Here is a 12,738-nt window from a genome sequence, read left to right as displayed (position 1 = left end):
CCTGCTCGGGATGATTGGCCGTGTCAGGCCGGTAACGGGCGGCGTCCCTTTGCAGGAGCGGCGGGCCGATCGAACGCACCGGCATCGCGCGGGTGTGGGCCGATCGGCATGATCGCCGGAAATGGCGTTGCACCAAAGGCAAACGTCCATTTGTAGCCAACCAGCCCGTCCTCCGGCGTGGTGTGTTGGTCGTGATGGGCGAGCAGCTTGGCGCGATCGGCGAGATCCTCCGCCTCGCGCCGCACCATCTCCGCTGTCTCCGGCCGCATCCGCCTGGAGAAGCTGACGAAGGTTGCTTCCCGCTCCAGATGCGTGATCGCCCAGCCGATGAAATTCTTGTTGGTCATTTCGAACAGCGGCCTGAGTGGCCCTTCGAAGTTCCACTGGATCGGCGTCTCGACCAGCACTCTTGCGGTGAGACCCCGACCGAGCGCGACCAGGCCGAGCTCCTCGAGATCGCGCAGGTAGAGAAACATCGAGGCTTCGCTCAGGCCTTGCGAGCGCATGATGCCTTCGGGCGTGAATTTTTCCGACAGCATGACGAAGACGAACAGCAGCGCCGGCCGGCCGGCGAGCCTGCGCTCGATCTCCGGCGCGATGTGATTGACCGGCCCTGGCCCCCGGTTCATCGAGCCGAGCACGTTTTCCAGTTCGACACCGGCGGCAGCGCAGATCTCCATCAGCCGGTCGAGCTTGCAGTTGCGCTCGTGGAAGATGCGCTTCACCGTCGGTTCGGAAACGCCCATGCGTTCGGCAAGGGCGCGATAGGTGACGCCCTTCGCCTTCAGCGTCCGCTTCAGCGCTTCGAAGATCAGACCGTTCATCGGATGCACCTCTTGCCGACAGTTTCGTATCGAGTTTCGATACTAGCGGTAATCGGCCTTTCCGGAAAGTATCGAAAATCATAGCTCTCCGCCGTCATCACAGGAGAGCAGCCATGAACACCCTCATCACCTCAGCCTTTCTCGCTGTCATCGGCATTGCAGCCGTGCTCGCCGCCGAGGCCGGCGAACTCTGGCGCACCACCGGCCTCGAGCAGCCGGAATCGGCCCTGTTCGACGCCACCAACAACCGCATCATCGTCTCCAACATCGTCGGCAATCCCGGCGAGGCCGACGGCAATGGTTATCTCTCCGTGCTGTCCGTGGACGGCAAGACGGTCACCCAACACTGGACCGACGGCATGGACGCGCCCAAGGGCATGGCGATAGCGGGCGGCAAGCTCTATGTCGCCGACATCACGAAAGTTCGCGTCGTCGACCTTGCCAGCGGCAAGCTCGTCACCAGCATCGCGGTGCCGAATGCCGTCTTTTTGAACGACATGACCGCCGATACGTCGGGTAAGGTCTATGTCACCGACATGCTGGCCGACGCCATCTACCGCATCGACGGCGACCGGCCGGAGCTGTTCGTCAAGGACGCGATGCTGGCCTCGCCCAACGGCGTCTTCGCCGATGGTAACAGGCTGATCGTCGCCTCCTGGGGCAAGGGCATCAAGCCCGACTTCAGCACGGCGGAGCCGGGTGGCCTGCTGTCGGTCGACATCGCCAGCAAAGTGGTTTCGCCTTTGCCGGGCGCCCAGAAATTCGCCGACCTCGATGGCGTCATTGCTATTCGTGACACCATCTACGCCACCGCCTACATGACTGGCACGCTCTACCGCTATCATACCGGCGGCGCGCCGGAAGTGGTGGCGCATTTCAAGCCCGGCAGCGCCGACATCGGCACCGACGGCAAGTCGATCCTCTATGTTCCGTTGATGAACGAGGGCGAAGTGGCGGCGCTGAAGCTCGATTGAAAACTGGCGCCTCGCCGCCGCTCCCCGAGACGCTCGCCAACAGCCGATGGACTGTCGTTCGTCGGCGAGGATCGCCAACTCGAACTCGTATTGCGGCCAATTAACGACGTCCCCCGGATCGGCCCACCTTGTGGCCAAGCGCCAATAGCGGACATTGCCGAGCAGATATTCTGATGTCGCCTTGGGCCGAAAGCGGACAGAGCGCTGGCAGACATTCAAACAGGTGGGGTTGAAGTCTCTACTGGCCAACCACGACAGCCGACATCCCAGCCAATAGGTCCGCTTGCGCTGAAGCAAATCTCAACCAGTGCAGGGAATGGTATTGGAACCACCGGGAACTCGTGCCCGCGCCGGTTTTCAAGTCCGGTATCTTGGCAACAGTGCGTCGCGACTGAACGGATTCATGCCGCGCGCCTTGGCTTATCCATCTCTTTGAACCAAAATTACTGGCACTTGGGCGAATGTACTAATGCCCGATTCCCGCGGCCTTTTGCCGATGAGACCTGATCGTCTCAAGCAGTTCGCGCTCGCTGGTGTGAGCATTTCGAAAAGTGGCCACAACCATTACCGCCAAGATTTCGGCGTCCGGGTCTAAAGGGTCGAGATGCTCATCCGCGCAGACCTGATCGAACACGCGTTCGCAAATAGCCAGATCATGAGGGCTGAGGCAGGTGCGATTGAAATGCCGACGCAGCATCTGTGCGAACCTTTTCAGGGCCCGCTACAGCGGACTTTTACCGACGAACCGCTGAAGGGAGGGCTGTCTAAGTGTCTGACCCGAAAAGAAGTTGGGTGATATCAGCGGCTTGTGATTCAGTCGGTGTTGCGAAGCATCGACGGAGAATCCCATGTGGACCGATATCACCCGAGCCAAGCATGCCCGCAAAGGGCTGCGGTATTCAAGCGATTTGACGGATATGGAGTGGGCGGTTCTTGATCCGGTGATTCCGCCCCGGTCCCGACTTGGGCGCCCGCCGAAATGGTCGCGGCGCGAGATCATGAATGGACTGTTCTACGTGCTGCGCAGTGGCTTGCCATGGCGGATGCTGCCCAGGGACTTGCCGCCGGTGTCGACGCTGCAGCGCTACTTCTACGCTTGGCGCGACTGCGGCCTTTGGAGCACCATCAATCATCTGCTGCTGATGAGCGTGCGTCTGGCCACCGGTCGCCAAGCCTCACCCAGCGCCGGCGTGATCGACAGTCAAAGCGTGAAAACCACGGAGAGCGGCGGGCCTTGCGGTTACGATGCCGGCAAGAAGATCAAAGGCCGCAAGCGCCATATCCTCACCGACACCCTGGGTTTGCTCGTCGGCGCGGTCATCCATACCGCCGATATCCAGGACCGCGACGGCGCTCCCGACGTTCTGGCCTCCATTCGAGCCAGCTTTCCTTGGCTGCGCCACGTCTTCGCCGACGGCGCTTACGCCGGTGAGAAGCTTGAGACCGCCCTTCATGGGAAAGGCGACTGGACGCTCGAAATCATCAAACGATCCGACACCGCCAAGGGCTTCGAAGTGCTTCCACGTCGATGGGTCGTCGAGCGCACCTTTGCATGGTTCGGACGAAACCGACGCCTGGCCAAGGACTTCGAGGCCACGATCGAAAGTTCCACCGCATGGCTCTTGCTGGCCTCCGCTCAGCTCATGACGCGCAGGCTGGCAAACCATTGATCCGCTTCAAAAACATTATGAGTCAGACTCTAAGTGCCGATAACATCTGCAGTGCATTGGAATAAGTTTACTTGCTATCTGATGATTTCTCCGCGATTAATCCTAAGATAAGCGCGCACTCACGGGCTTTATATTGTCCTGCAACCATAAGCTGATAGTAATCTTGCCGCTTGTGTTCCGGGATGTGAAATCCTCGCCGAAATTCGGCTGCCTCCTTCGGCGTTCGAGTGCAACCGATTTTACTGGCGGTGACTTTCAAACTCGCCAGTGAGCATCCGACCTTTGCCGCAATACTTTTTAACGGCTCGTTGTTACCATACCCGTCAAGAATTATCCTGCGACGAGTTTCGCTGTTGAGCTTTGTGGTCATTTCGGTGACTCCTCAACTAATATTCCACGATCCCCGATTTATACGCACAAGGGTGAAGAGTGTCGTTGGCCCCGTATCCAGAAACTTATCTCGGAATGCATTTCTTTCCGTAATCCAGCGTGATCGCCGTTTCAGTCGCCTCGAGTGCCACCCGCCTTGCCAGATGCCTGAATTGCACCACATGATTGCGAGGGGGCATGGGACATACCCGATTCGGATATGGCACCACGCGATGGACACTAAGAGGCAAGACGAGGCTCCTGCGAGGCAGCCGCGGGACCGCGACCGACGTCGTTGGCCGCGCGAAGGTCAACCCCACTATGGGGCCGCTCCATCGCTCGCGCCGGCGCTCGAACCTCTGCCCCTTTCAACACTCGAACTGGCGCCAGGTGATCAATTCGCCGCTTGGCAAGCGCATATGGCGCCGCTTGTCGAGGTCAGGTTGCCGGATGGCAAATCGCTGAACGATGGCTTTCCCGCCGTCCACACGGCTTGGAATCTCGGTGGCATGCTGATCGTTCAACAGCGCGCGCCGGCACATAGCTACGTACGTTCCGCCGCGAAGCTTCGGTCCAGTTCGATCGATCACTGGTATATCGTCTTGCCTCGTACTGGCCGGTCATGGACGGAGGTCGATCGTCGCGTTGCGGAAAACCAGCCGGGCAAATTGGAGATCAGATCGCTTGGCTATCCGTTTCGCGGGAGGGTAACGGACTCGGAAAGCCTCTTTCTCTATCTGCCGCGTGATTTGTTCTCTGATGCGGCGTCAACCCTGGACGCAAAGAACAATTCGATTCTGTCCGGCAACTTTGCCGACCTCCTGGTCGACTACGTCAACAGCATCGAAGCAAGGCTGCGCAGTCTCACGGCTGAAGATTTGCCCCGCATCGTACACGCAACACGCAGCATGATCATTGCCTGCCTTGCGCCTCCGACGGAACATGCCGCGGCCGCCGAACAATTGGCGAGTGTCGCGCTGATGGAGCGAGCGCGTCGATACGTCCAAAACAATCTGGATGCGGCTCATCTGACACCTGATTCAATGTGCCGGGCGCTCGGCGTATCGCGCTCTCGTCTCTATCAATTGTTCGAACCGAGCGGTGGTGTTCTCCATTACATACAAAGTCGCCGACTTCTGGCAGCCCACGTTGCGCTTAGCGATCCGGCGGACAGCCGGCGAATTGTTGATATTGGTGAGGCCTTCGGATTTAGTTCAGCGGCTAATTTCAGCCGAGCGTTCAGCAAGGAATTCGGTTACAGCCCTCGCGAAGGCCGCAGCATTGTGGTGTTGCCGCGCCCCACCCATTCTGTTTCGGATGCCGGACCCGAGGAGGCCTCTTCCTTTGAAGGTTGGCTCAAGGCACTCGGAAACTGATACGGGGGCGGTTGAAGTGGGGCGGCTCAAAACAGGGGTGGGAAGATCACGCCGCCTCATGGACCAGAATATCTCGTGTCGCCGCCACCGCGCCATCAATCATACAGTCAATTCCCGATTTATTAACCAACTGTTCATGGTTATCGCCGCCAATCACAGCGGAGCTACACTGCAGCTACGCAGCATGCGATACTTGTTGAGACTGCCAGTTGAATGTTTGCCAAGCTTGACAGTTATGCTATTTCTGGACTGGGTGGGTGGATTCTCACCGCCTATGGAGGTGGCTATTGCACCCGGAGGCATCAGGCGTCGGCGCGGAGAGTGAGGGGGCTTCCTCAAGCGATGTACCACGTCCCGGCGAAGCGCTGCTCATTGACCTTTTGGCGAACACGACCGAACTTTTGTCGTTCTATGATCGCGACTTCTGTCTGACGCACTACGCAGCCAAGCTCAAAGGCGTGTACGGGGGCGCGGTGGTGCCGGGTGCCGCCGTTTGGGAGATCTACCCGAGTTTCCTCGATGCGGGTTGTCGCGACGAATTTCTTCGTGTGTTCCAAGGCGGCTCACCGGCAAGCATCGATTTGCCGCCATCATCGGGCGAAGCGCCGCGGTCCGCTTTCGTTTTCGCCACTGCAAATGGTGTGGGAATCATTGAATCAAGGGAGCGCGATGGGCGCAGCGTAGTGGAGGAGCAAGAGCATGTAATTCTGCTCCATCAGGCGACGCACGACGTGCTGACTGGACTGCAAAATCGGCGGCGCTTCGGCGATCAGCTGCAGCAGGCAATGGCCGCCCTCGGCGGATCAAATCCAAAAGCCGCCCTTCTGCAAATCGATCTTGATGATTTCAAAGCGGTCAACGACACGCTTGGTCATGGAGCAGGCGACACTCTTCTCCAACTCGCGGCGGGTCGTATCTGCGACGCCCTGCAGGACGGCGTATCCGCATACCGGTATGCCGGCGATGAGTTTGCCGTCATCCAATTGGGAAAGGAGCAGCCAGCAGAGGCTGAGCGCCTCGCCGGTTCGCTTGTCGACGCCTTCAAGAAACCGTTCGTCATCAACGGCATTCCCGTCTTCGTCGGCTCGAGTATCGGAATTGCTTTCGGGCCCGAACACGGGACCGATGGCGAACAGTTGATGAAAGCCGCTGACATTGCGCTTTACGCGGCCAAGACAGATGGACGCGGCTGCGCTCGAACATTCAACCGTTCGATGCTGCTCTTGCTCGAGCAACGCGAGAATCTGAGGCGCAGCCTTCGAACCGCGCTGGAGCGGGGCGAGCTTTATCTGGAGTATCAGCCGCTCATTCGGCCTCCTTCGTCGGTGATCGGCTTCGAAGCGCTTCTGCGATGGCGGCACCCCGAGTTCGGAACCATTCCACCCAACGTGTTCATACCGATCGCCGAAGCCGACGGTCTGATGGACGAGATTGGACGATGGGTGCTCGAGGAAGCCTGTCGCCAGGCATTGACATGGCCTTCCTCGTTGACAGTCGCAGTGAACCTGTCGCCGGCTCAGTTCCTTAGTGGTTTGCTGACGGACACGGTCGCTCAGATCATCGACGCAGTTGGAATCGAAGCCGACAGACTTGAACTTGAAATAACCGAGACAGTCCTGCTTGAAAAGACGGTCGACAATATCGACACGTTGAATACTCTGAATGTCTTGGGAATACGAATTTCGCTCGACGATTTTGGAACATACTATTCATCGTTAAGCTACCTTAAAAACTTTCCCTTCGATACTTTGAAGATAGACCAGTACTTCATTGCGGACCTGGAGACCGATCTCAAAAGCCAAACGATCGTGCGATCGATCATGAATCTGGCGCACGGCCTGGGAATAAATGTCACTGCCGAGGGGGTCGAGACGTCGGCACAGGCACGGTGGCTGATCAAGGAGAATTGCGATTGCTTGCAAGGCAACTTCCTGGGAAAGCCGCTTGGAGCCGAGGCGATCAGCGATTTCATCAAACGGTCCCCGCTGAGGGTGGTGCGAGCGATGGAGGAATCAAATCGGGCGCTCTAGGGCCTTGCACCCTTTGTTAACGGTGAAGTGGAGATTTGTAGAACGATCGAGGGCAAATACCGCGCAATTCTTCGAGTCGGTGCGAGACTGACCCATCGGGGGCGCGGTGACATTTTTCGTCGCGGGCCCCTGGCCGAGAGGGCTCAATACTGATGGAACAAGTGAGGATGTCGATGGGACCTGTTCATCATGACCTGGCTGGCGAGCCGACTTTTGAGCCGATGATCCAGATCGACATGGAAATCAAAGCTTTCGTCTCCGCTTGGAAACATTGCGATTATGTCTCGACATACATGGCCCGGATGATCAGCCAAAACAGGTCAGACTCGGTCCATCATGCAAATCTCTTTTCCTCTGCCTTCAACGAATTGCTGGAAGTCGCCTTTCGTACGCGCCATGCCGAGGGCGAACTGGCATGCAGGGTGTCTCGCCATGGCGCCACGGATAGGATCGAGTTGACATTTCCTTGTGTGCCGGAGGAGCGCCAATACTACGAAGAAGCCGTGTCGCAAGTCGCTGGAACAGAGGCCAGAGAGCGCTACCTGAATTCGGTCTCCGGGGATCTCGCGCCCAGCCGCGAGGTCGTGCTCCTTGAACTGGCGGTCGACTACAACGCGACACTCTGGATCGAGCAAGCCGAGGGCGATGCAATCAAGCTTGTCGTGGATCTTCCGCTCGAGGGCTTGCAACATTGAGCCCTTACGACCTTCTCCCGCGCTTCAAGGCGCAATACGACGCCAACAACCAGGAGTTCTCCCTATCGGGAGTGGTCCGGCCTCAAGCGATCGATGAGCTTGGGCCCGCCATAGCATTGCTTCGCGATGCGATTGGCCGCGTGCGCGGCGTTCTCTACGTCAATGTCAGGCGCCTGACGCAGATGAACAACGCTGCGTTTCACACCTTCTCGAGGATCATCATCGACGCTTGCCGCGCTCGACCCGATCTCAAATTCGTCGTCATCACGTCAAGCGTCGTCGGATGGACCTCGCGAAAATTTGGTCGCCTGAGCGGAATCGAACCGAACATAACGGTCGAGGAATATGACACCGAATTCTATCCGGGGCAGGGCTTCCTTGAGGAAGGCGGGTTCGTACCGATCCTGCGCACTCAGACAAAGATGACTTGGCGCCACGAGCGCGCAATCTTGCCGCGACACGGCATGCGGCCCGGCATCGTCATGGCCGACATCTGTTGCGGGATCGGTGATTTCGCCGTGCTCGCGCATAAGGAGTTCCAGCCATCGCGGATCGTCGCCCTCGACCACTCCATATCAAGCCTGAACTATGCTCGACGAGTGATGCGGGAGTTCGATATCCGGGGTATCGAGTATACCTATGGCGATGCGTCGGAGATGCTGCTCGACGAAGCGCAATTCGACTTGGTCACCTGCCGACATTCGCTTCAAATCTTCAATCGGCCTGAACTCATCCTCAAGGAACTCTACCGCATCTGCAAGCCGGGCGGGCGGGTCTACATCACCAACGAGAAGAATTCGCATTGCCTCGGCGAGCCGCGCGCCGAAAGCATTCGTTGGACCTACAACGAGGTGGCGAAGCTGTTCGGGCATTTCGAGATGGACGTCGAGCTTGGGCCCAAGAGCCGGCGGTATCTGATGGAAGCCGGATTCGAAGACATCCGTGTCGAGACCTTCATGGTCACTAACCTGGACGGCGATCCGCAGGATTTCGCCGATGTCATTGCGGCCTGGGCGGATGTCTATGCGGGCGAGATGGCGACCAGACGTGGCGATGGACCGGAGTTCGTCGCACGGTTCCGGCAGGGCTTCCAGGACCACATTTTCGCTGCGCTCCACCCCAAGGGTTACGCGGGTTGGCCGATCTGGGTTGCATCGGGGCGACGGCCGCAATGAAAGCCGACAATGAGCCTGCACCGCGCTTCGGCCTGCGCTCCTTTCGAGCGAAATTCGTATTGGTCGTTGGCGGCGCCGTACTGTTCGACCTCCTGCTGAGCGGTGGTCTGGCGCTTTGGAACGTTCAACAGCTGTCGCGCGACGCCACATCGGAAGTCGGTGAAGGCCTGACGACCGCAAACCAGGAATACATTCGTTCCTACGCCGAGTCGACAGCGTCAAGTGTGGACCTGCTGCTCGACCGGGTTCATGGCGACGTCAAGGCGCTGGCCGGCGTGCTGCAGGCCCAGATCGATGATCCAAGCAGGCAGCAACAGGTCGGAGCGACCCTTTCGCATGGGGCGCCCGGCTCCGTGAACGTCGTCTACGACGCGCGGGGCGATTGGGCGCAGAATCTGCCGGGCGCGCCTTCCGTGGTTAGTGTCTGGGGCTACCTGCTGGGCGCCGACCACACTCCGCTGCCGGGCGTTCAGCAGGAGATAGAAGACAGTACCGTGCTGGATCTCGTCGCGCCAACTCTCATGGCCAGCGGGTCGTCCAAACTGCAGATGTACTATATTGGTCCAAAAGAACGGCCCATCTTCAGGACGGTGCCGTATACGGACCAGGCACAGACCTTCGACCGGCTATATCCAGGCCACAACAAGGCGGAGTTCTGGGAGTTCTTCTTTCCGGGAATCTATGGGTCATGGCAGCAATGGGCCAGGGATCCAGCCTCTCGTCCCGTCCCCGACGACATTACCCAGACAGCGCCTTACACCGATGCAATCACGGGAAAGCTGATCGTCAGCTTTTTCCAGCCGCTGTGGACGCGCGATCGCACTGGTATCGCCGGTACGGCCGGGGCAGACATCACTCTCGACCAGCTTGCGGAAGTCGTCGAACGTGTGAAGATCGCCGAAACCGGGTTCGGCTTCCTCACGATGTCGACCGGCAACGTGGTGGCGATCAATCCGTCGGGCCAGGCGATCATCGGCCTTACGTCATCAAGCGATGCGGGCACGCAGGGCGTCACCGGCCTAGAGAGGTCCCTGCGCGGAAGCACGCAGCCGGCCATCGCGTCGCTGCCGCTCGACCAGAACAATGACGGTGTCATTCAGCATATCATGCTCGACAACAAGGGCGAACGCGTACCCTACATGGTCGTCCTCAAGAGATTGAAGCCGACCAATCTGTGGAATTCGGGACCGATCAAGTCCGAAACGATGTCGGTCGGGATCGTCGTCCCCGAGCGGGAGATCTATGCGGCCCTGTTCGCCGCGCAGGAGAGTATTTCACGCGCAACCAATCGTATCCTGCTCTTTCAGGTCGGTGCGATCATCGTTTCGCTTCTGATTGTTTTCGCGGCCGTGCTCGGAATTTCGAAGCGGATCACCGCGGGTCTCAGGGCGCTTGCCAGCGCCGCCCAGCGGCTCCAGACCAAGGACTACTCAGTCCGCGTGAGCATTCCGACGCGCGACGAGGTTGGAGCGGCAGGGATCGCCTTCAACCGGATGGCTGAGCAGATCAGCTTTCACACGGAAAACCTCGAGCAACTCGTCGACGAACGAACCAGCGAACTCGGGGAGGCAAATCAGGAGATTTCCGCACTCAACGAAAAGCTGCGGGACGAGAATGTACGCCTTGGTGCCGAACTGGCGGTCGCCAGGCAGATCCAGATGATGGTCCTGCCGAAACAATCCGAACTTGAAGCGATTCCGGGGCTGGAGATCGCAGCCTACATGCGACCGGCCGACGAGGTCGGCGGTGATTACTACGACGTCCTGCAGAGCGGGTCACGCGTCAAGATCGGCATCGGCGACGTGACCGGTCATGGTCTGGAGAGCGGCGTGCTGATGCTGATGGTCCAATCCGTTGCACGCGCGCTGCAGGAGACCAACGAGGGGAACCCACATCAGTTTCTGGATCGATTGAACAGGGCGATCTACAAGAACATCGAGCGGACGAACACCGGCAAGCATCTCTCGCTGGCCTTTCTTGATTTTGAGGATGAGCGGGTAACGCTATCTGGCCAGCATGAGGACGTTCTGGTCGTGCGTGCGGATAGGGAAATCGAACGCATCGATACCCTTGATCTGGGCATGCCGGTTGGTCTTGACAATGACATCTCGCAGTTCATCGCAACGCGTGACATCCTGTTCGGCAGGGGCGACGTGATCGTGTTGCATACCGACGGTGTGACCGAGGCGGAGGATCAAGACAAAACTCTGTTCGGGATCGAGCGTCTCTGCCAGAGCGCACAAAAACGTCACGGCTGCAGCGCCGAGGACATCAAGACCGGGATCATCGACGATCTCATGGCCCATATCGGGATCCAGAAGATCCACGACGACATCACCCTCGTGATCATCAGGCACACATAGGCATGACAACGCTGTTCGGTACCCCTGACATTGCAATCGGGATGAAGGAGAGCGTCAGTCGCGTGCGGCTGTTCGACGGACCTCTCGACTTGAGTTGGCGTCATTGCGCCACGACCTCGGACTTCATCGCCGATCTTTTCGCGTTGCGCTTCCGGTCGTCCCGCAATGATTACATGGAAGTGCGGCACAGCATCGGATATTTGGTCAACGAACTCATCGAAAATGCCGTCAAGTTTCGCGCACCGGGCGAGATCTTGATCGAGGCGTCGATGGATTCGGAGTGCTTCAAGCTCAAAGTCTCCAATGACGTCGATGGTGAAGACGCATCTGAGTTCCAAAGCCTGCTGGCGGATATCACGGTTGGCGACCCCATTGACCTGCTGATACAGCGTATTGAAGCGAATGCCGCGAACCCCGACGTGGCAAGCTCCGGACTTGGATTGCTGACGTTGATGAGCGACTACGGCGCTCGCCTGGCTTGGATATTCAGCGCCGCCGACGAAAGTGATCGGATTTCCGTCGAGACATATGCCTCCATTCCGATCTCGCAAATTCACAACTAGATGAAACGAAGCCAGGATATGGAAATCAAGACCGACGACTACCGCGTGTGGACCGAAGGAAACGAAATTTTCTTCGACGGTGCAATGCGACTTGCCAGTTCCGAGGCCGGTGCGCCTATCACGGCTTTGGCGACCAGCGTTCTTGCCTCGAAACCCGCTTCCATTACGCTCAATCTGAAGGACCTTCACTTTCTCAACTCTTCCGGCATCAACCTGCTGGCGAAATTCACCATCGAGGTGCGCAAGCATCCCGATGTTCGACTCGTCGTGCGTGGAACGCCCGACATACCCTGGCAGTCGAAATCATTGCCGAATCTGAAGAAGCTGCATCCCGCTGTGGTGCTTTTGATGGACTGACCATGGTCGTCCGCAATCAGGGGCAATTCCAGGAATAGTGTGAGATGGTTTTCCGTCCGGAATTGCGTCGAAAACAAAGAGATAGAACGGATCTGCGTTTCCGTGAAATCACGAACCGCCCGAGACAAGGGGGGCGTTGGCTGGCGCAATCCCGGACAGCAATAAGCCGGTCGGGAACGGTGCAAGAGCGCGGCGCCGAGCAAAGATATGTACGCCCGGATAAGTATTAGGATGCGAAGCTAACGACAAAACGGCCCCGTGCGTAGATGCTTGCAATTGCTTGGCGGGGGCTCGGCACAGGTGGCAGGCATCATGTTGGGATGATGCCCTGCTGCCTGTGCC

Annotated in this window: 12 protein-coding genes; 9 read left to right on the top strand and 3 right to left on the bottom strand. The window is 58.5% G+C overall.

What is annotated here, in order from left to right:
- Positions 1-23 precede the first annotated feature (23 nt).
- Complete coding sequence (locus tag ACFOJ9_RS33535) at positions 24-824, bottom strand: helix-turn-helix domain-containing protein (RefSeq protein WP_378985638.1); 801 nt, start codon at positions 822-824, stop codon at positions 24-26.
- Between the two features lie 113 nt (positions 825-937).
- Here ACFOJ9_RS33535 and ACFOJ9_RS33530 point away from each other — a divergent pair, with 113 nt between their 5' ends.
- Entirely contained in the window at positions 938-1,798 is an 861-nt protein-coding gene (locus tag ACFOJ9_RS33530; RefSeq protein WP_378985636.1) for an SMP-30/gluconolactonase/LRE family protein, read from the top strand.
- A gap of 466 nt (positions 1,799-2,264) precedes the next feature.
- Here ACFOJ9_RS33530 and ACFOJ9_RS33525 read toward each other — a convergent pair whose 3' ends face one another.
- Complete coding sequence (locus ACFOJ9_RS33525) at positions 2,265-2,495, bottom strand: hypothetical protein (protein ID WP_378985634.1); 231 nt, start codon at positions 2,493-2,495, stop codon at positions 2,265-2,267.
- Positions 2,496-2,646: 151 nt separating this feature from the next.
- On the opposite strand from ACFOJ9_RS33525, the gene ACFOJ9_RS33520 reads away from it, so the two are divergent.
- Positions 2,647-3,468, top strand: a complete 822-nt coding sequence (locus tag ACFOJ9_RS33520; protein WP_378976343.1) for an IS5 family transposase — start codon at positions 2,647-2,649, stop codon at positions 3,466-3,468.
- A gap of 67 nt (positions 3,469-3,535) precedes the next feature.
- Here the strand turns inward: ACFOJ9_RS33520 and ACFOJ9_RS33515 are convergent, their stop codons facing one another.
- Complete coding sequence (locus ACFOJ9_RS33515) at positions 3,536-3,838, bottom strand: hypothetical protein (RefSeq protein ID WP_378985632.1); 303 nt, start codon at positions 3,836-3,838, stop codon at positions 3,536-3,538.
- 232 nt (positions 3,839-4,070) lie between these two features.
- On the opposite strand from ACFOJ9_RS33515, the gene ACFOJ9_RS33510 reads away from it, so the two are divergent.
- From ACFOJ9_RS33510 to ACFOJ9_RS33480, 7 genes are all read left to right on the top strand, one after another.
- The gene (locus ACFOJ9_RS33510) at positions 4,071-5,213 is read left to right on the top strand and encodes a helix-turn-helix domain-containing protein (protein ID WP_378985630.1); all 1,143 of its coding nucleotides are present in this window, start codon (positions 4,071-4,073) and stop codon (positions 5,211-5,213) included.
- Positions 5,214-5,593: 380 nt separating this feature from the next.
- Positions 5,594-7,243, top strand: a complete 1,650-nt coding sequence (locus ACFOJ9_RS33505) for a putative bifunctional diguanylate cyclase/phosphodiesterase (protein ID WP_378988224.1) — start codon at positions 5,594-5,596, stop codon at positions 7,241-7,243.
- A gap of 173 nt (positions 7,244-7,416) precedes the next feature.
- The gene (locus ACFOJ9_RS33500) at positions 7,417-7,938 is read left to right on the top strand and encodes a ubiquinone biosynthesis methyltransferase UbiE (RefSeq protein ID WP_378988221.1); all 522 of its coding nucleotides are present in this window, start codon (positions 7,417-7,419) and stop codon (positions 7,936-7,938) included.
- Positions 7,935-9,113: a methyltransferase domain-containing protein gene (locus ACFOJ9_RS33495; RefSeq protein WP_378985628.1), complete on the top strand. Its 1,179-nt coding sequence runs from the start codon at positions 7,935-7,937 to the stop codon at positions 9,111-9,113. The genes ACFOJ9_RS33500 and ACFOJ9_RS33495 overlap by 4 nt, the downstream gene beginning before the upstream one ends.
- Positions 9,110-11,476: a SpoIIE family protein phosphatase gene (locus ACFOJ9_RS33490; RefSeq protein WP_378985626.1), complete on the top strand. Its 2,367-nt coding sequence runs from the start codon at positions 9,110-9,112 to the stop codon at positions 11,474-11,476. The genes ACFOJ9_RS33495 and ACFOJ9_RS33490 overlap by 4 nt, the downstream gene beginning before the upstream one ends.
- A gap of 2 nt (positions 11,477-11,478) precedes the next feature.
- Positions 11,479-12,039 carry a slr1658 superfamily regulator gene (locus ACFOJ9_RS33485; protein WP_378985624.1) on the top strand — a complete coding sequence of 187 codons (561 nt, stop codon included), beginning with the start codon at positions 11,479-11,481 and terminating at the stop codon, positions 12,037-12,039.
- Positions 12,040-12,057: 18 nt separating this feature from the next.
- Entirely contained in the window at positions 12,058-12,396 is a 339-nt protein-coding gene (locus tag ACFOJ9_RS33480) for a slr1659 superfamily regulator (RefSeq protein WP_378985622.1), read from the top strand.
- Positions 12,397-12,738: the final 342 nt, after the last annotated feature.

This window comes from Mesorhizobium cantuariense (genome assembly GCF_042647205.1).
GTDB classification, from domain to species: Bacteria; Pseudomonadota; Alphaproteobacteria; order Rhizobiales; family Rhizobiaceae; genus Mesorhizobium; species Mesorhizobium cantuariense.
The sequence above is the reverse complement of the archived record's forward strand: the minus strand, read 5'-3'. Positions and strand labels throughout refer to the sequence as shown.